The sequence below is a fragment of the Nocardia yunnanensis genome (assembly GCF_003626895.1).
Taxonomy (GTDB): domain Bacteria; phylum Actinomycetota; class Actinomycetes; order Mycobacteriales; family Mycobacteriaceae; genus Nocardia; species Nocardia yunnanensis.
This window is the reverse complement of sequence record NZ_CP032568.1, coordinates 1,945,108-1,965,088: the sequence shown is the minus strand read 5'-3', so window position 1 is coordinate 1,965,088 and position 19,981 is coordinate 1,945,108. Positions and strand designations below refer to the sequence as shown.

General features: G+C 70.1%; 21 protein-coding genes. 16 read left to right on the top strand and 5 right to left on the bottom strand.

What is annotated here, in order from left to right; genetic code table 11:
- The first annotated feature begins 61 nt into the window (after positions 1 to 61).
- The 9 genes from D7D52_RS08970 (at position 62) to D7D52_RS08930 (ending at position 8,203) form a co-directional block, all read left to right on the top strand.
- Positions 62 to 679: a PadR family transcriptional regulator gene (locus D7D52_RS08970; protein WP_222932801.1), complete on the top strand. Its 618-nt coding sequence runs from the start codon at positions 62 to 64 to the stop codon at positions 677 to 679.
- Positions 680 to 734: 55 nt separating this feature from the next.
- Entirely contained in the window at positions 735 to 1,748 is a 1,014-nt protein-coding gene (locus tag D7D52_RS08965; RefSeq protein WP_246023709.1) for an ABC transporter ATP-binding protein, read from the top strand.
- Entirely contained in the window at positions 1,745 to 2,506 is a 762-nt protein-coding gene (locus D7D52_RS08960) for an ABC transporter permease (RefSeq protein ID WP_120735896.1), read from the top strand. The genes D7D52_RS08965 and D7D52_RS08960 overlap by 4 nt, the downstream gene beginning before the upstream one ends.
- 66 nt (positions 2,507 to 2,572) lie before the next feature.
- Positions 2,573 to 3,262 (top strand): SDR family NAD(P)-dependent oxidoreductase, encoded by a 690-nt coding sequence (locus tag D7D52_RS08955; protein ID WP_120735895.1) that lies wholly within the window; start codon positions 2,573 to 2,575, stop codon positions 3,260 to 3,262.
- Entirely contained in the window at positions 3,259 to 4,356 is a 1,098-nt protein-coding gene (locus D7D52_RS08950) for an S-adenosylmethionine:tRNA ribosyltransferase-isomerase (protein ID WP_120735894.1), read from the top strand. Before D7D52_RS08955 ends, D7D52_RS08950 begins: the two co-directional genes overlap by 4 nt.
- A gap of 323 nt (positions 4,357 to 4,679) precedes the next feature.
- Positions 4,680 to 5,483 (top strand): GNAT family N-acetyltransferase, encoded by an 804-nt coding sequence (locus D7D52_RS08945; RefSeq protein ID WP_120743938.1) that lies wholly within the window; start codon positions 4,680 to 4,682, stop codon positions 5,481 to 5,483.
- A gap of 9 nt (positions 5,484 to 5,492) precedes the next feature.
- Positions 5,493 to 6,437 carry a lysophospholipid acyltransferase family protein gene (locus tag D7D52_RS08940; RefSeq protein WP_425464666.1) on the top strand — a complete coding sequence of 315 codons (945 nt, stop codon included), beginning with the start codon at positions 5,493 to 5,495 and terminating at the stop codon, positions 6,435 to 6,437.
- Between the two features lie 165 nt (positions 6,438 to 6,602).
- Positions 6,603 to 7,586, top strand: coding sequence for a hypothetical protein (locus tag D7D52_RS08935; RefSeq protein ID WP_162958227.1), 984 nt, complete (start codon positions 6,603 to 6,605; stop codon positions 7,584 to 7,586).
- Positions 7,583 to 8,203, top strand: a complete 621-nt coding sequence (locus tag D7D52_RS08930; RefSeq protein WP_246023706.1) for a class F sortase — start codon at positions 7,583 to 7,585, stop codon at positions 8,201 to 8,203. Before D7D52_RS08935 ends, D7D52_RS08930 begins: the two co-directional genes overlap by 4 nt.
- Here the strand turns inward: D7D52_RS08930 and D7D52_RS08925 are convergent.
- The gene (locus D7D52_RS08925) at positions 8,200 to 9,387 is read right to left on the bottom strand and encodes an AI-2E family transporter (protein ID WP_120735892.1); all 1,188 of its coding nucleotides are present in this window, start codon (positions 9,385 to 9,387) and stop codon (positions 8,200 to 8,202) included. The genes D7D52_RS08930 and D7D52_RS08925 overlap by 4 nt on opposite strands.
- Positions 9,388 to 9,567: 180 nt before the next feature.
- Here D7D52_RS08925 and D7D52_RS08920 point away from each other — a divergent pair, with 180 nt between their 5' ends.
- From D7D52_RS08920 to D7D52_RS08905, 4 genes are all read left to right on the top strand, one after another.
- Positions 9,568 to 10,791 carry a cysteine desulfurase family protein gene (locus tag D7D52_RS08920; protein WP_120735891.1) on the top strand — a complete coding sequence of 408 codons (1,224 nt, stop codon included), beginning with the start codon at positions 9,568 to 9,570 and terminating at the stop codon, positions 10,789 to 10,791.
- Positions 10,792 to 11,913, top strand: a complete 1,122-nt coding sequence (gene mnmA, locus D7D52_RS08915) for a tRNA 2-thiouridine(34) synthase MnmA (protein ID WP_120735890.1) — start codon at positions 10,792 to 10,794, stop codon at positions 11,911 to 11,913.
- Between the two features lie 83 nt (positions 11,914 to 11,996).
- Positions 11,997 to 12,368 carry a hypothetical protein gene (locus D7D52_RS08910; RefSeq protein ID WP_120735889.1) on the top strand — a complete coding sequence of 124 codons (372 nt, stop codon included), beginning with the start codon at positions 11,997 to 11,999 and terminating at the stop codon, positions 12,366 to 12,368.
- A 66-nt stretch (positions 12,369 to 12,434) separates the two neighbouring features.
- Complete coding sequence (locus D7D52_RS08905) at positions 12,435 to 13,475, top strand: methionine synthase (protein WP_120735888.1); 1,041 nt, start codon at positions 12,435 to 12,437, stop codon at positions 13,473 to 13,475.
- On the opposite strand, the gene D7D52_RS38645 is transcribed toward D7D52_RS08905, so the two are convergent.
- Genes D7D52_RS38645 through D7D52_RS08890 form a run of 3 tightly spaced genes read right to left on the bottom strand, consistent with a single transcriptional unit; the run spans position 13,439 to position 15,711 of the window.
- On the bottom strand, positions 13,439 to 14,050 hold the full coding sequence (locus tag D7D52_RS38645; protein ID WP_246023705.1) for a TetR/AcrR family transcriptional regulator: 612 nt from the start codon (positions 14,048 to 14,050) through the stop codon (positions 13,439 to 13,441). The genes D7D52_RS08905 and D7D52_RS38645 overlap by 37 nt on opposite strands.
- Complete coding sequence (locus D7D52_RS08895; RefSeq protein WP_187703128.1) at positions 14,051 to 14,455, bottom strand: hypothetical protein; 405 nt, start codon at positions 14,453 to 14,455, stop codon at positions 14,051 to 14,053. It abuts the gene before it with no gap.
- 32 nt (positions 14,456 to 14,487) lie between these two features.
- Positions 14,488 to 15,711, bottom strand: coding sequence for an AAA family ATPase (locus D7D52_RS08890; RefSeq protein ID WP_246023704.1), 1,224 nt, complete (start codon positions 15,709 to 15,711; stop codon positions 14,488 to 14,490).
- Between the two features lie 279 nt (positions 15,712 to 15,990).
- Between D7D52_RS08890 and ligA the strand changes: the two genes are divergently transcribed.
- Entirely contained in the window at positions 15,991 to 18,054 is a 2,064-nt protein-coding gene (gene ligA / locus D7D52_RS08885) for an NAD-dependent DNA ligase LigA (RefSeq protein ID WP_120735887.1), read from the top strand.
- Between the two features lie 12 nt (positions 18,055 to 18,066).
- Complete coding sequence (locus D7D52_RS08880; RefSeq protein ID WP_246023703.1) at positions 18,067 to 18,576, top strand: GNAT family N-acetyltransferase; 510 nt, start codon at positions 18,067 to 18,069, stop codon at positions 18,574 to 18,576.
- Between the two features lie 3 nt (positions 18,577 to 18,579).
- On the opposite strand, the gene D7D52_RS08875 is transcribed toward D7D52_RS08880, so the two are convergent.
- Positions 18,580 to 19,107: a sigma-70 family RNA polymerase sigma factor gene (locus tag D7D52_RS08875; protein ID WP_120743933.1), complete on the bottom strand. Its 528-nt coding sequence runs from the start codon at positions 19,105 to 19,107 to the stop codon at positions 18,580 to 18,582.
- A 150-nt stretch (positions 19,108 to 19,257) separates the two neighbouring features.
- Here D7D52_RS08875 and D7D52_RS08870 point away from each other — a divergent pair, with 150 nt between their 5' ends.
- Positions 19,258 to 19,974, top strand: coding sequence for a zf-HC2 domain-containing protein (locus D7D52_RS08870; RefSeq protein ID WP_162958226.1), 717 nt, complete (start codon positions 19,258 to 19,260; stop codon positions 19,972 to 19,974).
- The last annotated feature ends 7 nt before the right edge of the window (positions 19,975 to 19,981 follow it).

Below are 19,981 nucleotides of genomic sequence, written 5' to 3'. Positions count from 1 at the left end.
CCGCCCGGGGCATTGCCCCGGACGGCTCGTTCGTCTTTTCGGGCCGAGCTAACCTGCGAAGATGTCTGTTCCCACAACCCGATTGCTCGTGCTGGCGGTGGTGCGGCTGCTGCAACCCGTGCACGGCTACGACGTCCGCCGCGAATTGCTGTCCTGGAACGCCGACAACTGGGCGAACGTGAAGCCCGGTTCGATCTACAGCGCGCTGAACACGCTGGAGCGGGACGGGCTCATCTCGGTGGAGGGTGTGGGGCAGGAGGGGGCGCGGCCCGAGCGGCGGACCTATCGGCTGATGCCGGAGGGGGAGAAGGAGTTCGGGGCGATGTTGCGCGAGTCGCTGTTCGCCTCCGATCAGCTCAAGCATCCGTATTTCGCGGCGGTGGCCCTGTTCCCGCACGCGTCCAAGGCGGAGGTGGTGGCGGCGCTACAGGGCCGGATTCTGAAGTTCGAGGCGGATCTGATGCGCCTCGACCACGAGGTGGAGCGGATTCTGGCCGGCAGCGGGGATCCGCGGGAGGCGACGCCGCATCACGTGGCGTTCTCGATTCGGCTGGCGGCCGACCACGTGCGCGCGGACCTGGAGTGGTCGCGGCGAACCCTGCGGGCGATCGAAAACGGTGAGTTGGACGCGTGGTCGGGGACCATGGGCGGGTTGTCGGTGCCGCCACCGGTCAGCTAATCAAGTTTTAATAGTCAAGCTTGACTAACGGGGTTGTCGTTTCTACCGTGGAAGCGTGGAAACGACATCACCCGTTCGCGGTGAACCCACCGATCCGGTGATCCGGGTCCGTGGGCTGGCCCGGACGTTCACGACCAAAACCGGTGACGTGCAAGCGGTCTCCGGTATCGACTTCGACGTGCACTACGGCGAGATCATCGGCCTGCTCGGCCCCAACGGGGCGGGCAAGACCACCACCCTGCGCATGATCTCGACCCTGCTCGAACCCACCGCCGGGGAGGCCACGGTGGTCGGGGCGGACCTGCGCGGCCAGGCGCGGACCGTGCGCTCGCGCATCGGCTACGTGCCGCAGGGCGGATCGACCAACGAATACGAGCTGGTCGAGGACGAATTGATTTTGCAGGCAAGGCTTTTCGGTCTGTCCAAGGCCGAGGCCAAGCGCAATGCCGCCGAGCTGGCCAAGGCGCTGGAGTTCGACGGGCTGGAGCGGCGCAAATGCTCGCAGCTGTCGGGCGGGCAGCGGCGGCGGGTGGACATCGCGCTGGGGCTGGTGCATCGCCCGACCCTCATCTACCTCGACGAGCCCACCACCGGGCTGGATCCGCAGAGCCGGGCCAACCTGTGGGACCACATCCGGCGGCTGCGCGACGAGGGCACCACCATCGTGCTCACCACCCACTATCTCGAGGAGGCGGACGCGCTGTGCGACCGCATCCTGGTGATGGATCACGGCACCATCGTCGCCGAGGGCACGCCCGACGAGCTCAAGCGGCGCATCTCCGGGGATGTCATCAGCCTCGAAATCGATTCCGGCAGTGCCGATCTGGCTCTCGATATCGCGGCCGAGGTGCTGGAGCTGCGTTCACGGCTGCGCACCGACAATGGGCCCGCCGGAACGAGTTTCGTGCATCTGACGGTGGAACACGGTGACGCCGCGGTGGTTCCGCTGCTGTCGGCGCTCGGCGACAAGGGCATCACGCCCGGCTCGCTCACGGTCAAGCGGCCCAGCCTCGACGATGTATTCCTCACGCTCACCGGGCGTTCGCTCCGGGAAGGAGACCGGTCATGACATTCCTGCGCGATACCGGGCTGATCTACTGGTCGCAATTGCGGGCGAATCTTCGCAATCCGGTGTGGGTGATCATCGGGCTGATGCAGCCGGTCATCTACCTGGTCCTGTTCGGCCCCTTGGTGAAGGGCGTCGCGCCCATGCTGGGGCCGGGCGCCGACCCGTGGAAGATCCTCACCCCGGCATTGGTGATCCAAACCGGTTTGTTCGGTGCGTTGTTCGTCGGCTTCGGCATCGTGGCCGAATGGCGCGCGGGCGTGATCGAACGCCAGCGCGTCACCCCGGCCTCGCGCGGTGCGCTGCTGCTGGGCCGGGTGCTCAAGGACATGACGGTGCTGACCGTGCAGGCGCTGGTGCTGGTCGGGGTCGCCGCCCTGGCCTTCGGACTGCGGCCGGACCCGCTCGGCCTGGTGCTGTCGCTGCTGCTGATCGCGGTCATGGGCGGCGGGCTGGCGGCCGCGTCGTATGCGCTGGGCCTGTGGGCGCGTTCGGAGGACACGCTGGCGTCGCTGCTGAACTCGGTGTCGGTGCCGATCATGCTGCTGTCGGGCATCCTGCTGCCGCTGACGGTGGGGCCGACCTGGCTGCAGAACGTCGGCAAGGTGAATCCGTTCTCGCACACCGTGGATGCGGCCCGGGCGCTGTTCCGCGGCGACTTCGGGGCGCACGAGGTCTACATCGGCACGGGCGTGACGCTGGCGGTCTCGGTGGTGCTGGTGGTGATCGCGGCGCGCAGCTTTGCCCGCGAGAACGCCTGACCTCACTGTCCGCCTGCGGCGAAACGTCCTTGACCTCGAGTGAAGTTCAGGTTTCACGATGGCGGTATGCCTGAAAACAAGAAACGAGCCCTGATCACCGGGGCCTCGGCGGGTTTGGGCCGAGTCGTCGCGCTCGCGCTCGCCGAACGAGACTGGGAATTGATCATCGTGGCGCGGGGCGCGGATCGGCTGGAAGCAGTGCGATCCGCGACCCGCGCCACCGCCGTCGCGGGGGACGTCGCCGATCCGGCGGTCCGGGCGCGGATCGCTTCGGCGGTCGGCGACAAGGGATTGGATCTGGTGCTCAACAACGCCAGTGCCCTCGGCCCGAGCCCGTTGCCGATGCTGGAGCACTATCCGCTGGACGAGTTGGCCACCGTGTTCGAGACCAATGTGATTGCGCCGCTGGCGATCCTGCAACTCACCCTGCCCGCCCTGCGAGCCGCGGACGGTGTCGCGGTGGACGTCAGCTCGGATGCCGCGATCGGCGGATACGAGGGCTGGGGCGGATACGGGGCGTCCAAGGCGGCGCTTGATCAGCTGACCAATGTCCTCGCCGCCGAGAACCCGGCCTTGCGGATCTACAGCTTCGATCCCGGCGACATGCGCACGGACATGCATCAGGCCGCCTTCCCCGGCGAGGACATCTCCGACCGGCCCGAACCGGAAACCGTCGTCCCCACGCTGCTGCAGCTGCTCGAATCCCGGCCGCCCAGTGGCCGATACATCGCGTCGGAAGTCGCGGTGGCGTCATGACGCTCGGCATGGAAGAGCTGGCGTTCCTGTTGCCGGAGCACCTGTCGGCCACCCGCCCGGCCGAAGCACGCGGCCTGGCCCGCGACCAGGTGCGGCTGCTGGTGGCCGACGGCGGCACGATCACGCATGCCAGATTCCGCGAGCTGCCCGCGCACTTGCGACCGGGAGATCTGGTGGTGGTCAACAACTCCGCCATGATCAACGGGGCGGTGGACGTCCGCTACCACGGCGAACCCGCGGTACTGCACTTCTCGACCGGGCTCGACGACGGCGGCTGGGTGGTCGAAGTGCGTGACCCCGCAGGCGTGCCGTGGCGGGGGCGAACGGTGGAACCCGGTGGGCGGCTGGACCTTCCGGCGGGCCGGCGGGCGATGCTGCGCGACCGCTGGCTGTCCGGCTCGAATCGCCTCTGGGTCGTGGACGTCACCGACGAGGACGCCGCGGCGCGCGCGGAATCAGGCGATGTCGGGAGGGAACCGCGCGGGCGGCCGACCGACGTGCCGGCGCTCCTGGCACGGTACGGACGGCCGATCACGTATTCCTATGTGGCCCAACGGTGGTCGGCGGACTACTACCGGACGGTCTTCGGTCTGCTGCCCGGGAGCGCGGAGATGCCCAGTGCCAGTCGGCCTTTCACCGAATCGCTGGTGACCGAACTGATCGCGGGTGGGGTGGGCTTCGCGCCGATCACACTGCATTGCGGGGTGTCGTCGCCGGAGGCCGCCGAACCGCCGAGCCCGGAGCGGTTCGCGGTGCCGGAGATGACGGCGCGGCTGGTCAATGCGACGCGGGCGGCGGGCGGTCGGGTCGTCGCGGTGGGGACCACGGTGACGCGGGCGCTCGAATCAGCCTGCGGGCCCGACGGTTCGGTGCGTGCGGCGGCGGGGTGGACGGATCTGGTGCTCGACGGTTCGCGTCCGGCGCGGGCGGTCGACGGCCTGGTCACCGGATGGCACGCGCCCGGGGCGTCGCATCTGCTGTTGCTCGAATCCGTGGCCGGGCCGCGCGTGGTGCGGGAGGCGTACCGGGCGGCGCTCGAATCCGGGTATCTCTGGCACGAATTCGGGGATTCGGCGCTGCTGCTCCGGGACTGAACACCGCCGTTCCGGGACTGAACAGCGCCCGTTCCGGATGCGGCGGGCCCGCCGGTGCGAGGTTCGGAATGACGGCGTACGCTAGCCTCTTCCGCTCGTTACCGGGTGTCCGCCACGGCCGCGCAAGCCCCCTCGGCGGAGCGGATCGGACCGTCCCCGGCCCGCTCGTACCCCGGCGGAATACGAGCATTTGTCCTGGTAGGGAACTTTGCGAGGCGCTCGGATGAACTCCGGGTGCGGTCTGGTTCGCGTTCACCGGACTGGCATCGGCAGGTAATCCGGCGGTCGCTCCAGCGCAGTCTGGGACTGGCTTGATCAAGCTCATGACCACGATGGCAGCAGCGCCACGCACCGCCGGGCGTTCCCAGTACTCCCTGGTCGTCTCCTCCGATGCCGAGCATCGCGAGGCCGCGCAGCGCCTGCGCTACCAGGTGTTCGCCAACGAGCCCGGATTCACCATCCCCGACAACGGCACCGGCCTGGACGCCGACCGTTTCGACGACCACTGTGACCACCTGCTGGTGCTCGACGAGCTCACCCAGCAGTTCGTCGGCTGCTACCGCATGCTGCCGCCGGACAAGGTGTCGGCGGCCGGCGGCTACTACACCGCCACCGAATTCGATTTGGCCGCACTGGATCCCGTCGGCAACCGGATCGTCGAGATGGGCCGCGCGTGCGTGGTGCCCGAGCACCGCAACGGCTCGGTGCTGACCCTCATGTGGGCGGGCATCCTGCACTACATCCAGCTCACCGGATACGACTGGGTGATGGGCTGCGTCTCGGTGCCCATGCGGATGACCCCGGACGACGAGCCGGGCGTGAACGTGCGCGGCGTGCGCGATCTACTGCTGCGCAAGCACGCGCTGACGCCGGAACGCCATGTGCGCCCGTACAACCCGGTCGTCGTGGACGGCAAGACCCTCGACGAGCTGACCGCCCCCGCCCGTCCCAAGCTGCCGCCGCTGCTGAGCGGCTACCTGCGCCTGGGCGCGGAGATCTGCGGCGAACCCGCCCACGATCCGGCGTTCGCGGTGGCCGACTTCGTCGCGCTGCTCGGCCTCGAGACCATCAACACCCGCTACCTGGAGCGCCTGCAGGGCGCGGCCAACAGCCTGGATGCCCGGTGATGCCCCATGATGCCCGCCCTGCTCGCCCCTGAGTCCAGTTCGCTCTCGTGCCCGCCCGCGCAGGCCACCGCGCACCCGTGGATGCCGCACAGTCCCTGCGGCCCTTCGTGTGTCGAGGCGCCCGCCGAAGCCGGGACGCTGCGTGTGGCGGCCCGGATCGCCGGGATCGCCGGTGTCCTGCTGAGCTTCCCGATCGCCCATCTGGTCACCCCGCGCCGTCGCCGCGCGGGACTGCAGCGCCGCTACGCGCGAAGTCTGCTGGCCTGCTGTGGAATTCGCGTGCGCATCGTCGACAAGCGGGGTGCCGCGCTCGCCGAGGGCGGCGTGCTGATGGCGGCGCGGCACATCGGCTGGACCGATATCCTCGCGCTCACCGCCGTCGCCCCCATGGGTTTCGTGGCGCGCGCCGACCTGATCGACTGGCCGATGCTCGGTGAGGTCGCCCGGCGGGTGCGTGTCATTCCGATCGAACGCGAACGGCTGCGGGCGCTGCCGGAGGTCATCGCGACCATGGCCGACCGGTTGCGCGCCGGCGATCGGGTCACCTTCTTCCCCGAAGGCACCACCTGGTGCGGTCGCGCGCACGGCACCCTGCGCCCGGCCCTGTTCCAGGCCGCCGTCGACGCCGGGGCCCCGGTGCAGCCCATCCGCCTGGGCTACCTCGGGCGGGACGGGGAACTGTCGACGGTGCCCGGTTTCGTGGGCGTCGATTCGCTGGGGGATTCGGTGCGGCGGGTGTTGCGCTCCAAGGGCGTCGTCGCCGAAATCACGCTGCAGCCATTGGAATTCCCGCATTCGGATCGGTTCGAGCTGGCCCGCCGCTGTGCGCGCGCCCTCGACGACGATTCGATGGCGCAGGCGTTCACCGATGTCATTCACGGCACCGAGAACGTCGCGGCGGTCGGCACCGGGGCGGTCCGGCGCGCGGAAGTGCAGCCGGCCGGGCGCGGCTGAGTCCCCGGAGTTGCGATCCCCCTAGGGAGTTGTGCAAACGTCCAGTCCGTATTGCGCCCGAGTTGTCGCCAACTTTCGGATCGCGGGACCCGATTCGGTAACGCGCGGGGCGAATTCTTCGACGGACTGACCGGTCGGGCAACAACTTCTGGAAGCGAATTCACTATGTCGGCAAGGACACTCCCGGTCGCGCTGCTCGTCGCGGCCGCAGTGGCCGTCTGGGCGTCGGCGGCCAGCGCGGACCCCACCCCCACCACGACGGCCCCCGCACCCGGCTTAGGGCTGGGTGTCGATGTGGGCGTCGGTCCCGGGGGAGTCAAGGTGGGCGTGGACACGCAGGGCGGCGTCGGCGGCGGAGGCAATGCGAGCGTGGGGGCACAGCCGTCCGCGGGCGCGGGCGCGCCGGGCGGCGTACAGGTCGGCGGCGGCGCGCAGGGCGGCGGCAACGCCGGTGGCGGGGTCCAGGTCGGCGGTAATTCGAACGTCGGTGGTGACGCCGGTGGCGGTGTGCAGGTCGGCGGGAACTCCAATGTCGGCGGGAACGCGGGCGGTGGCGTGCAGGTCGGCGGTAATTCGAACGTCGGTGGCGACGCGGGCGGCGGTGTGCAGGTCGGCGGGAACTCGAACGTCGGCGGTGACGCGGGCGGCGGTGTGCAGGTCGGCGGGAACTCCAATGTCGGCGGGAACGCGGGCGGTGGCGTGCAGGTCGGCGGCAATTCGAACGTCGGTGGTGACGCCGGTGGCGGTGTGCAGGTCGGCGGGAACTCCAATGTCGGCGGAAACGCCGGTGGCGGAGTGCAGGTCGGCGGCAACTCCAACCTGGGCGGGAACGCCGGCGGTGGCGTGCAGGTCGGTGGCAACTCCAACCTCGGCGGGAACGCCGGTGGCGGTGTGCAGGTCGGCGGCAACAGCAATGTCGGCGTCGATGTGGCGGGCGGCGGGCTCGGCGGTGTCGATCTGACCGTCGCCGGGGCCGGTGCGGCCGGTGCGGATGTGGTGAACGGCATGGCGATTCCGGTCGGCGCGACCACGGGCATCCCCGGCGGCGTCGCGGTCACCGATCAGGTGCCCGCGGGCGGTTACGTGATTCCCAAGGGCGCGCCGGAGACCGGTGCGGGCGGCATGGCTGCCGCGGTGGCTGCGCAGTGAAGGGAAAGACCTTGGGCGCGTTGAAGTCTCGCGGCGGCGTGGTGGCCGCCGTGCTGGCGGTGGTCGCGCTGCTGCTGGCGGGCTGCTCCTCGTCGTCCGGCGGCGGTTCGACGCCCTCGACCACCAAGGCCGCGGTCGCCACCGTGCAGACCGCCGCGTCGATCAGTCGCTCCACGCCGGTCTCGTTCGACATCGCCTCGATCAAGGCGTCGGGTTCGCTGATCGCGGTGGGGCTCAATGCCGATGGCTCGGTGCAGGTGCCCGCCGACTACAAGCAGGCCGGTTGGTACCAGAAGGGTCCGGCCCCTGGTGAGCAGGGCTCGGCCGTCATCCTCGGGCACGTCGACTCCTACCAGGGCGAAGGCGTCTTCTTTCTCCTCAAGAAGGTCAAGCCCGGCGACATGATCGACGTCAAGCGCGCGGACAACAAGACCGCGCACTTCAAGGTCACCGACGTGCGCATGTACGAGAAGACCGGATTCCCCGATCAATTGGTCTTCGGTCCGCGCGGCGGCGCCACCCTGCAGGTGGTCACCTGCGGCGGCGAATTCAACCAGACCACCAAGAGCTACATGTCCAACGTGGTGGTGTTCTCCTCGCTGGATTCGGTGACCTAGTCGCTGCGCTCGGGCTGCTGGGGCAGGGGTTGATCCAAGCGCGGATACAGCAATTCCTGCACCAGCAGCAGCACCGCGGCCGCGAACGGAATGGCCAGCAGCGCACCGAGCACACCCAGCAGCGAACCGCCCAGCAGCACCGCCACCACGGTGACCACCGCGGGCACCCGCACGGTGCGACCCATGATGCGCGGCGCGAGCAGATAGTCCTCGAGCAGGCGCAGGGCCAGGAAGAATCCGGCCGTGGAAATGGCCACCGGCAGTGAGACCGTCAGTGCCACCAGGGTGATCACCACGCCCGCCAGCGTCGAACCGACCAGCGGAATGAGATCCAGCACGGCGACCAGAACCGCCAGCACCAAGGGGAACGGCACGCGGAACGCGGCCAGCCAGATGAACGTCAGCACGCCGGTGATCAGCGAGATGAGCAGATTTCCCAGCACGTAACCGCCGACCTTGGCGAAGATGGCATCGCCGATGAGGATGGCGCGCGGTCGCCGGGTGGCCGGGAAGAGCCGATACAGGTTGGCGCGCAGCCTCGGGAAGTTGGCGGAGAAGTACGCGGTGAGCACGGCCACGATCACCGCGCTGGTGATCGCCCCGAACACCACCTTGCCCGCGCCCACCAGACCGTGGGCCACGGCCCCCGCGTCGGTGCTCAGGCCGTTGCGCAGCTTGTCCTCGAGGTGGAAGCGTTCGGCGGCCGAGCGGACCACCGGATACTTGTTCTCCACGTGCGTGAGCTGATCGGGTGCGTGCGTGAGCAACCCCTGCCCCTGGTTGATGAGCGGCGTGATGGCGGCCCACAGAAACGCCGCGAGGCCCGCCATCATCACCAGGAACACCAGCGTGACCGCGAATCCGCGCCGCACGCGATGCCGCGCCAGCCATGACACCACCGGTTCGATCCCGATCGCCAGCAACAGCGCCGCCGCCACCAGCAACAGCACCTGATGCGCCGCCAGCACCACCCGCGTCGCCCCCAGCGTCACCAGAACCCCTGCCGCGGCGGCCAATCCGATCATGAACGGCGATCGCCGATCGAACCGCCGCCCCGGCTTCCCGAACGGATGCCGCTCACTCGCCAACTCCGCCGCGTGCTCCTCGGCCGCCGCGATCGGCGTCTCCTCCCCGTCCGGGCGGGGCTGCCCCACCCACTGCTGCGGTAATTCCCGGTCACTCATGCGTCGTCTTTCCCTCGTGCTCGCTGCCGCAATACCCCCGGTAGCGCCAACGATGCCCGGGTGAACCGGTTCGACCGGGCGGTCGTGGTGAGGATTGTGTGGCGTTGGGGACGGGGGCGGTGGGCCGGTCGGGGATGGCGGGAATATCGTCGTGGGGGTGGCGGCTATCCTTGGACGGTCATGAAGTCGGCTTTCCCGGGTCCGGTCGGTGCCCAGACGGTCTACCTCGATCACGCGGCCACGACACCCATGTTCCCGGTCGCTGTCGAGGCGATGTGCCGTGCGCTGGGGACCACGGGAAACGCGTCGTCGTTGCACGGGTCGGGGCGGGCGGCGCGGCGGATGCTGGAAGAGGCGCGGGAGTCGATCGCGGCGGGGCTGGGGGCGCGGCCCTCGGAGGTGATCTTCACCTCGGGCGGCACCGAGAGCGACAATCTCGCGGTCAAGGGGATCTACTGGGCGCGGCGTGACGCCGATCCGCGGCGGACGCGAATTCTGGTGAGCGCGGTGGAGCATCACGCGGTGCTCGACACCGTGGAGTGGCTCGAGCAGCACGAGGGCGCGCGGATCACGTGGCTGGAGTGCGACGCCGAGGGCGTCGTCTCGCCGCGCACGCTGCGCGCCGCGCTGGCCGCGTACGCCGACGAGACGGCGCTGGTGAGCGTCATGTGGGCCAACAACGAGGTCGGCACCGTGCAGCCGATCGAGGAATTGGCGGCGGTGGCACAGGAATTCGAGGTGCCCATGCACTCGGATGCCGTGCAGGCCGCCGCGCAGCTGCCGATCGATTTCGCGCGCAGCGGGCTGGCCGCGGCCAGTTTCGCCGGGCACAAGGTCGGCGGCCCGCACGGAGTCGGGGTGCTGCTGCTGGGGCGGCAGGTGCCCGCGGTGCCGCTGCTGCACGGCGGCGGCCACGAGCGGGATCTGCGCTCGGGCACCTCGGATACGCCGGCGGCGGTGGGGCTGGCCGCCGCGATCGCCGAGACGGTGGCCGGAATGGCCGGGCGCACCGTCGAATTGACGCGGCTGCGCGACCGGCTCATCGCCGGAGTGCGCGCGGTCGTGCCGGAGGCGGTGCTCAACGGACCCGAACCGGGTGCGCAGCGCCTGCCGGGCAATGCCCATTTCACGTTCCCCGGCTGCGAAGGCGATTCGCTGCTGATGCTGCTGGACGCCGCCGGGATCGAATGCTCGACCGGATCCGCGTGCAATGCCGGTGTGGCCGGACCCTCCCATGTGCTGCTGGCCATGGGCGTGGATCCGGCGCTGGCGCGCGGATCCCTGCGATTCACCTTGGGACACAATTCGACCGACGCCGATATCGATGCCCTGCTGGCCGCGTTGCCGCAGGTGGTCGAGCGGGCGAAGGCGGCCGGACTGGCCGGAGCGAAGGGAGGCTTCTAAATGCGAGTGCTTGCCGCGATGAGTGGTGGCGTTGATTCCGCGGTGGCGGCCGCCCGGGCCGTGGACGCCGGCCACGAGGTGGTCGGCGTGCACCTGGCGCTGTCGGCGAATCCGGGCACGCTACGCACCGGATCGCGGGGCTGTTGCTCCAAGGAGGACTCCGGCGACGCCCGCCGGGCCGCCGACGTGCTCGGAATCCCCTTCTACGTCTGGGATTTCGCCGACCGGTTCAAGGAGGACGTGATCGACGACTTCGTCGCCGCGTACGCCGCCGGGGAGACCCCCAACCCGTGCCTGCGCTGCAACGAGAAGATCAAGTTCTCGGCGCTGGCCGACCGCGCGGTGGCGCTGGGCTTCGACGCCGTGGTCACCGGGCATTACGCGCGCCTCGAGGACGGCGTGCTGCGCCGCGCGGTGGACGCCGACAAGGATCAGTCCTACGTGCTGGCCGTGCTGACCCCCGAACAGCTCTCGCGCGCCATGTTCCCGGTCGGCGACACCCCGAAGCCGCGGATCCGGGCCGAGGCCGCCGAGCGCGGGCTGGCGGTGGCCAACAAGCCCGACAGCCACGACATCTGCTTCATCCCCTCCGGTGACACCCAGGCGTTCCTGGGCGCGAAGATCGGCATCCGGCCGGGCGCGGTGCTGGACGCGGACGGCACCAAGCTCGCCGAGCACGAGGGCGTGCACGGGTTCACCATCGGCCAGCGCAAGGGTCTGGGCCTGCCCGGCCCGGCCGCGGACGGCAAGCCGCGCTACGTGACCGATATCGATCCGGACTCCGGCATCGTGCGGGTGGGTTCGGCCAAGGACCTCGAGGTGTGGACGGTGCGCGCCGAGCGCGCCATCTGGACCTCCGGCGAAATCCCTTCCGGCCCGGTCGAATGCGTGGCGCAGGTGCGCGCGCACGGCGGCACCGCCCCCGCGGTGGCCGAAGCCGTCGACGGCGGGCTGGTGGTGCGGCTGCGGGAGCCGCTGACCGGTGTGGCGCGTGGTCAGGCCGTGGTGCTCTACCGCCCCGACGTGGCGGGTGACGAGGTGCTGGGCAGCGGCACCATCAGCGGCACCGAACGCGAAACCCATTCGTACGCCGGCGCACTGGTCGCGGAAAGCGGCCGGTGAGCGACCGCGGCACGCGCGGGAGCGCGAAATCGCATATGGGGCAGGGAGTTCGAGCGGCGTCGCGGGTCGTGTGGCGTAGCGGCATGCCGCAGCCGGCCCGGTTGCGGCCGCGCCGCGCGCCCGGCAGGGCCCGGCTCGGCAAGGGCATGGGCGGGCGCGGCGCGCAGCACGAGCAGCCGACCCGGACCGATACCGGCGAATTCCAGCCCGGCGCCGCCCAGCCCGGTCCCGACGGTCCGCACGAGGCCGCGAGCGGGCGCGGTGCGCCGGGTCGCCGGCGGGTGACCGTTCCGGTCGCCCCCTACGCCGAGCGCGGTGGCCGCGTCACCGCCGGCATGTCCGGTGAGGGGTTCGAGCGCGCGGGCACGACCTGGGACTGGTTCGTGAACACCACCTGCTGGGACTGGTACGAGAATTCGAGTGGCCGCAACGATCGCGGCGATGCCGACGCCTAGCGCCCGTCAGCCCGGCCGGGCGAGTGGCGGACGACGTGGCGGAGCGAGTGATACGGGGTGGCTGGAATGACTGACGACGCGAGCGCGGTCCTGCGCGGCGGTGTGGCGACCGGCATCGGGTCCTGGCCCGGCACGGATCCGCGCGAGGCGGCGGCGACCGTGGTGGGGGAGCTGGGACAGCTGCCGCATCTGGTGGAGCTGCCCGCGCGGGGGGTCGGCGCGGATATGGTCGGTCGGGTGTCGGCGCTGCTGGTGGACATGCGGTTCGACAGCACGACCCGGGGCTACCGGTTGGCGGCGCGGCCGGGCGCGGTGGCGCGGCGGGCGCACGACCTGTTGCGGACGGATCTGGACGCGCTCGAAGAGGCTTGGGAGACGGGCGGTTTCGCGGGCACCGGGCATCCGGTGAAGGTGCAGGTCGTCGGCCCGCTGTCGGTGGCCGCGGAGGTCGAGTTGCCGGGCGGGCATCGGATTCTCACCGATTCCGGTGCGCTGCGCGATCTTTCGGAATCGCTGGCCGAGGGCATCGCGACGCATGTCGCCGAGGTGGGCAAACGGCTGGGCGCGCAGGTCGTCCTGCAGATCGACGAGCCGCAGCTGACGGCGGTGCTGAACGGAACGCTGCGGGGCGTGAGCGTGATGAACACCGTCCGCGCGCTGCCGGAACCCGAAGCGCTGCATGTGCTCGACACCGTGACCGGGAGTCAATCGGTGCCGGTGATCGTGCACACCTGCGCCGACCAACCCGCGCTGGGCTTTCTGAAGAAGAGCGCCGCGGCCGCGGTGAGCTTCGATCTGGCCGCCATCGGCACCTCCGATCTCGACCGGATCGGCGAATTGCTGGACGGCGGAAAGCATCTGGTGCTCGGCCTGGTGCCGACCACACCGCCCGCGACGCCGGTGACCTGGCGCGAGATCGCCGAACCCGGTGTGCGGCTGGTGGATCGGCTCGGCTTCCCACGCCGGCTGCTGGCCGAGCAGGTGCTGGTGTCCCCGGCCTGCGGGCTGGCGGGCGCGCCGCTGGCGTGGGCGCGCAAGGCGCTGAGCCTGGCGGCGGAGACGGCCCGCGCCTACGCCGAGGAGCCGGAGTCGCTCACCTTCGAGTGAGTTTGGGCCGCAATCGGTTCCATGCGCGCGAGAATGTCCATGGCGATGGCGACCGCGGCCGCGTTGCTGTCCGCGTCGGAGAGCCGCAGGTCGCCCATCATCGACAGGCTCCAGCTGATCGCCAGCAGCGCCTGCCGTGCGTGAAAGGTGGCCAGCGGCGCCGGGTCCGGCCCGGTCATCAGATCGGCCAGCACCCGGAACTGATAGCGCAGGCTGGTGCCGAATCCCAGATCGCGGAAGGCGGGCTGATTCTCGGCCCAGAACCGGATCATGTCCTTGCCCAGGCTGTGCAGCAGATCCCCGTAGCGGATCACGATCTCGCGGGCGCGCTCGGGTCCGGGCGGCGCGGCCTCGGCCCAGCGCACTATATCGTCGATGCCGCCGCGCAGATCCTCCGACAGGCTGGCGACGATGTCTTCCTTGGTCCGAAAGTGGTAGTACAGCGCGGCTTTCGTCACTCCGAGGCGTTCGGCGATCTCCCGCAGCGAGGTCTTGTCGTACCCGCGTTCGGAGAACAACTCCATGGCGACAGCGCGAATCCGGTCCCGCGTATCGCTGCGGCGTCCGTCCGCCACCTACCCCTGCCCCTTCGGCCGCTTCGACCCGAAGTACGGTCGCGCGCCGGGATGATCGAGCTGCCAGTTGTCGGGCTTGCCGGACGGATACTGCACCGGGATCCGGTCACCGATGGCGGGCCATTGGAAGGTGTCCCACGCGAAGCGCCCGTAGACCTCGTGGGCGACCACCGACGGCCCGGAGATGCTGCCGCTGAGGGTGACGTACTGCTCGCCGGGCGCCTCCGGTCGCGGGCTCACGCCGGTGACGTAGAGGGTGCCCGCTTCCACCTCGACCGGAGCGCGGTTGCCGAAGAACCCGCCCGCCGCGCCGCGGCCGCCGCGGTCGGTGCTACGACGCCAGGACGCGACCGCGGCCGCCAGCGCGCCGGCGACGATCAGGACGAACATCAGCTGGATGAGCATGGCCTCCATGCTAGGCGGCCGGCCGGGCCCGGCTACTGGGCGGTGAGTTCGGACACGCCCTGCTGGCGGCGTAGCTGCCACACCGTGGTGCGCTTGGTCTGCGAGCGCCCGTTGCCCCGGTCGATGAGGGTGCGGTTGGCGGTGGTGAACACCAGTTGCGCGCCCTGGGTATTGGTCTCCGGGTTCTGGAACAGCTGAATCAGGCTGTCGGCGGTCTCGGGGGTGAGGTTGGCGTCGATATCGTCGACGGCCAGCACACCGCCGGTGTCGAGGGCGTCCAGCATGGGCGGCAGCAGGCGCAGCATGGCGAGGGTGGCGCTGGATTCGTCGGCGATGTCGAAGGCGGTCTCGATGCCCTCGTGGGTCAGGCCCAGGCCGACGCCGCGGCGAGCCACCATGCGCGAGTACAGCGCGTCGCGCGCCGCGTACAGGTTGGCCAGCTCGCGTTGGAGCAGGGTGACGGTGATGCCGTGCTCGAGGAACAGCTCCTCGGCGTAGTTCGCCGACACCGTGCAGGACTCGATTTCCTTTGTGGTGGCGGCGATGTCGTTGTCCAGGTCGCGCAGATAGTCGGCGTACATGGGGTCGTCGGAGGGCAGCAGCAGATCGGTGATGCCCAGGTCGGCGGCGCGCAGCAGGGTCAGCAGCCGCACCGCGTGCTCGGTGGAGCGGGAGATGTGCGACCCCACCCGGTGCGCGATCTCGGTCGAATCCGGTTGCCCGCATTGCACTTCCAGCAGCGACTGGAACCAGCGATACGCCGGCACCAGCGGTTCGGCGTACAGCTGCCCGGACAGGCTCAGCAGCAACGCGTTCGGGCGCACCAGCGGCACCACCGCGCCCAGCCCGTAGCGGGCGGCCTCGAACATGGGCCCGATGCGGATGTCGTCGCCGGCGCGCTCGAACACCACCCGCTTGCGATTGTGCGGATGCGAGTGCAGCCATTCGGCGGCGACGTCGGCATTGTCGAGGCGGAAGCCGTAGGTGTACGGGCAGCCCTCGGCGACGAAATTGGCGACGAATTCCGAAGGGCGGTCGGAGAATCCGAGGTGCGGGGTGCGCACCGGCCCCGAATACGGATCCCAGCCCGTGACCGAATTCAACACCGCGTCACGCATCTTCTCGAGCGCGTCGACCAGCCCGGTCTTGCCGGTGGCGGCCGCGCCGTACACGGCCGTGACGGGGGTGGCGACCGGCCCGCTACCCCGGGTGAGCCGCAGCTCCTGCGGCTCGGCGAGCGACCGATGGTTCGTCACCTGAAAACTACGCAACACCTTGGACATCCTGCCGGTAGCGGGCCATGAATGCGACCCACCCTATTCGGGCAATTCGATTGAGCGGCACGGGGGATGCCGAGGTAGGGCGCGTACCCACGGCGACTCGGATCGACGACATCCTCCTCGACCGTTTCACCGACCTCGGCGAACCGCGGCCGACGCGCGTTTCGGTGCCGCGGAAAGGGGCGCGACGTGCGGGAATGGTGCGGGTTGGTGTCGGTGCGGGGGGATAGAGTGCCTGGTGTGAGCGAATCTGGCATGGAGATCACCGCGGCGAGCGGGGACGAGCGGGTCGAGTGGCAGCGGCTGGCGGAGGAGGTTCGCGAGCACCAGTTCCGCTACTACGTGCGGGACGCGCCGATCATCACCGACGGCGAGTTCGACGCGCTGTTCAATCGGCTGGTGGCTCTCGAGGAGGCGCACCCGGATCTGCGCACGCCGGATTCGCCGACCCAGGTCGTCGGCGGCGGATTCACCACCGAGTTCGCGCCGGTCGATCATCTCGAGCGGATGTACTCGCTGGACAATGTGTTCAACGAGGACGAGATGCGGCAGTGGATCGCCAAGGTGGAGGCCGATGCCGACGCCGACATCCACTATGTCTGCGAGGTGAAGATCGACGGTGTCGCGCTCAACCTCGTCTACGAGGACGGCAAGCTGGTGCGCGGCGCCACCCGCGGCGACGGCCGCACCGGGGAGGACGTCACCCTCAATGCCCGCACCATCGAGGACATTCCGCACGAGCTCGCGCACTCCGACGATTTCCCGGTGCCGAAGTTGCTGGAGGTGCGCGGCGAGGCGTACATGACGCTGGCCGATTTCGAGGCGCTCAATGCCGGCATCGTCGCGGAAGGCAAACCGCCGTACGCGAATCCGCGCAATACCGCCGCCGGTTCGCTGCGGCAGAAGGATCCGGCGGTGACGGCGCGGCGGCGGCTGCGCATGATCTGCCACGGCTTCGGGCGGCTGGAAGGCTTCGCGCCGGAGTCGCAGTACGAGGCGTATCGGGCGCTGGCGGCGTGGGGGCTGCCGGTGTCGGCGCACACGGTGCGGGTGCAGGGCGCGGACGCGGTGGTGGAGCGCGTCAATTACTGGGGCGAGCACCGCCACGATATCGAGCACGAGATCGACGGCCAGGTCGTGAAGGTCGACGAGTTCAGCCTGCAACGCCGGCTGGGCTCCACCTCGCGCGCGCCGCGCTGGGCCATCGCCTACAAGTATCCGCCGGAGGAGGCCACCACCAAGCTGCTCGACATTCAGGTGAATGTCGGTCGCACGGGCCGGGTTACGCCGTTCGCGGTGATGCAGCCGGTCACGGTCGCCGGCTCCACGGTGGCCATGGCGACGCTGCACAATGCGTCGGAGGTGCAGCGCAAGGGCGTGCTCATCGGCGACACCGTCACCATTCGCAAGGCCGGGGATGTGATCCCGGAGGTGCTGGGCCCGGTGGTGGACGCCCGCGACGGCAGCGAACGCGAATTCGTGATGCCGACGCACTGCCCCGAATGCGGCACCGAACTGGCCCCGGCCAAGGAGGGCGACGCCGATATCCGCTGCCCCAACCAGCAGTACTGCCCGGCGCAGTTGCGGGAACGCGTCTTTCACGTGGCCGGGCGTGGTGCGTTCGATATCGAGGCGCTGGGCTACGAGGCCGCCATCGACCTGTTGAAGTCGGGCGCGATCGGCGACGAGGGCGACCTGTTCGCGCTCGACGAGCAAAAGCTGCTCACGACAACGCTTTTCACCAACAAGAGCGGCACCCTGTCCGCGAACGGCAAACGGCTGCTGGAGAATCTGGAATCCGCCAAGGACCGCCCGCTGTGGCGCGTGCTGGTCGCGCTCTCGATCCGCCATGCCGGTCCCACCGCGGCCCGCGCGCTCGCGACCGCGTTCGGCAGCATGGACCGCATTCGCGAAGCCTCGCCCGAGGAGCTCGCCGCCACCGACGGCGTCGGCCCGACCATCGCGGCCGCCGTCACCGAATGGTTCACCGTCCCATGGCATCTCGATATCGTCGACAAGTGGGCGGCGGCCGGGGTCCGGATGGAGGACGAGCGCGACGAGTCCATCGAACGCAACCTCGAGGGCCTGTCCATCGTGGTCACGGGGTCGCTGGAGAATTTCACCCGCGACGGCGCGAAGGAGGCGATCCTCGTGCGCGGCGGCAAGGCGGCCGGATCCGTCTCGAAGAAAACAGCTTTCGTGGTGATCGGCGACTCGCCCGGCACCAAGGCCGCCAAGGCGGAGGAACTCGGTGTCCCGATCCTCGACGAGGAGGGCTTCGTCAAGCTCCTCGAGGGCGGCCCGGACGCGGTGTCGTGAAGGATGGCGTTCGTGGTGACGGGTGAGAGTGATGGGCGTGTGGAGATTCGGGATGCCCGCGGGGAGGATTTCGCGGCCGTCGGCGAGCTGACCGTCGAGGTGTATGTCGGTGAGGGGCATGTGAATCCGCAGAGCCCCTACGTCGCGGAGTTGGCCGACACCGCCACCCGGGCGGAGTCGGCGGAGATCCTGGTGGCGGTGCGCGGTGGCGAAGTCCTCGGGTCGCTGACGATGGCGCGGCCCGGCACGCCGTACGCGGATATCGCGCGGCCCGGGGAATTGGAGTTCCGGATGCTCGCGGTGTCCAAGCGAGCGCGCGGACTGGGCGTGGGGACCGCGCTGCTGCGCCGGGTGATCGACACCGCCCGCGCCGAGGGGTTCGAGGCGGTGGTGCTGACGACGATGCCGACCATGCAGGACGCCCGCCGCATGTACGACCGCTTCGGCTTCGCCCATGTCCCCGAACGGGATTGGCGCACCATGGCCGGCCTCCCGCTGACCGTCATGCGCCTCGCGCTGTGACCGTCAGCCGCGAGCGTCGGCGGCGTCGCCGCCGCGGGCGGCGGCGATGAGATCCTCGCGGGCGCGCGCGACTCGGGAGCGGATGGTGCCGGTCGGGCAGCCGCACACGTCCGCGGCTTCCTGATACGACAAACCCAGGACCTGGGTGAGGATGAGCGCCTCGCGGCGCTCGTCGGTCAGCGCCGCGAGCATGATCTTCACCTCGGCGAATTCGAGGACGGCGGCGTCGGCGCCGGCGCGGCCGCGGTCGGCGGCTTCCTCCCAGTCCGCGCTCCACGACACTCGCGGTCGTGCCATGGCGCTGCGGATCTCGTCGACGCATACGCGCCGGGCGATGGACAGCAGCCAGGCGCGCGCGGTCGAGCGGCCCTCGAACCGGCGCAGGCTGCCGAGGGCCCGCAGGTAGGTCTCCTGGGTCAGGTCGTCGGCGCGGCCCGCGTCGGTTCGGTGCGCGATGAAGCGCCATACATCTGTTTGGGTTGCGCGGATGAATTGCTCGGTCGCGCGCCGATCACCTTGCGCGGCGGCCATCGCGAGCACATCGATCCGGGCATCGTTCGACGCCGAGTGCACCGGCTCACCCTAGCCGGATCCGCCACTCGACCGGCAAGTCCGTGGGCCGCCGACAATGTCACACCGGCCCCCGGGAACTTTCGCCGCGCATATCCGACTCCTTTCGACGTGAAGTGCGAAGTGTGTCAGGAAGCGCTGTCCGCGCGCATCGACGGCGAGGCCGAACCGGTGCCATCGGAGCAGGTCGACGCGCATCTCGAGGGATGCGCGGCGTGCGCCGAGTGGTACGACGCGGCGGTGGCCGCCACCCGCGGGCTGCGCCTGCGCCCGATCACGCCCACACCCGATCTCACCGAGTCGATCGTGGCGCGCGCGGTGGCCGAGGGCGCGATTCCCGGCTTCCGCGACGAACGGCTCGAGACCCTGCGGCTGCTGCTGGGTGGGATCGGCGCGGTGCAGTGCGCGCTGGGCATCGCCCAGCTCGCGGGTTTCGGTGTCGGCGTGCACACCGACCATCTCGCGCATTCCGGGGCCGGGCACCTGTTCAACGAGAGCACCGCGTGGAATCTGGCGCTGGGCATCGGCATGGTCTACGGCGCGCTGCGCACCCGCGCGGCCGCCGGGCTCATCCCGGTGCTGAGCGGATTCGCCGGTGTCGTCACGCTGTTCGTGATTCTCGACCTGGCCCGGCACGAGACGACCGTGGCGCGGGTGTCCTCGCATCTGGTCGTGGTGGCGGGCCTGGTGGTGGCGCTGCTGATGCAGCGGCGGCTGCGCGGCGGCCCGGAGGAGCGTGGTCGCGGACACGAGCCGGTCCCGGTGCCCGAGGGCGCGCGCGGCGGCCGCCGCCTGGGCCATCTGTCCCGCCACGATCCGGCCGCCTGATCGAATC

Excerpts from the sequence above, each read along its gene's own strand:
- D7D52_RS08970 (WP_222932801.1), top strand. The coding sequence starts at position 62 with ATGTCTGTTCCCACAACCCGATTGCTCGTGCTGGCGGTGGTGCGGCTG.
- D7D52_RS08960 (WP_120735896.1), top strand. The coding sequence starts at position 1,745 with ATGACATTCCTGCGCGATACCGGGCTGATCTACTGGTCGCAATTGCGG.
- D7D52_RS08955 (WP_120735895.1), top strand. The coding sequence starts at position 2,573 with ATGCCTGAAAACAAGAAACGAGCCCTGATCACCGGGGCCTCGGCGGGT.
- D7D52_RS08950 (WP_120735894.1), top strand. The coding sequence starts at position 3,259 with ATGACGCTCGGCATGGAAGAGCTGGCGTTCCTGTTGCCGGAGCACCTG.
- D7D52_RS08945 (WP_120743938.1), top strand. The coding sequence starts at position 4,680 with ATGACCACGATGGCAGCAGCGCCACGCACCGCCGGGCGTTCCCAGTAC.
- D7D52_RS08940 (WP_425464666.1), top strand. The coding sequence starts at position 5,493 with ATGCCCGCCCTGCTCGCCCCTGAGTCCAGTTCGCTCTCGTGCCCGCCC.
- D7D52_RS08935 (WP_162958227.1), top strand. The coding sequence starts at position 6,603 with ATGTCGGCAAGGACACTCCCGGTCGCGCTGCTCGTCGCGGCCGCAGTG.
- D7D52_RS08925 (WP_120735892.1), bottom strand. The coding sequence starts at position 9,387 with ATGAGTGACCGGGAATTACCGCAGCAGTGGGTGGGGCAGCCCCGCCCG.
- D7D52_RS08920 (WP_120735891.1), top strand. The coding sequence starts at position 9,568 with ATGAAGTCGGCTTTCCCGGGTCCGGTCGGTGCCCAGACGGTCTACCTC.
- mnmA (WP_120735890.1), top strand. The coding sequence starts at position 10,792 with ATGCGAGTGCTTGCCGCGATGAGTGGTGGCGTTGATTCCGCGGTGGCG.
- D7D52_RS08910 (WP_120735889.1), top strand. The coding sequence starts at position 11,997 with ATGCCGCAGCCGGCCCGGTTGCGGCCGCGCCGCGCGCCCGGCAGGGCC.
- D7D52_RS08905 (WP_120735888.1), top strand. The coding sequence starts at position 12,435 with ATGACTGACGACGCGAGCGCGGTCCTGCGCGGCGGTGTGGCGACCGGC.
- D7D52_RS08895 (WP_187703128.1), bottom strand. The coding sequence starts at position 14,455 with ATGCTCATCCAGCTGATGTTCGTCCTGATCGTCGCCGGCGCGCTGGCG.
- ligA (WP_120735887.1), top strand. The coding sequence starts at position 15,991 with ATGGAGATCACCGCGGCGAGCGGGGACGAGCGGGTCGAGTGGCAGCGG.
- D7D52_RS08875 (WP_120743933.1), bottom strand. The coding sequence starts at position 19,107 with ATGGCCGCCGCGCAAGGTGATCGGCGCGCGACCGAGCAATTCATCCGC.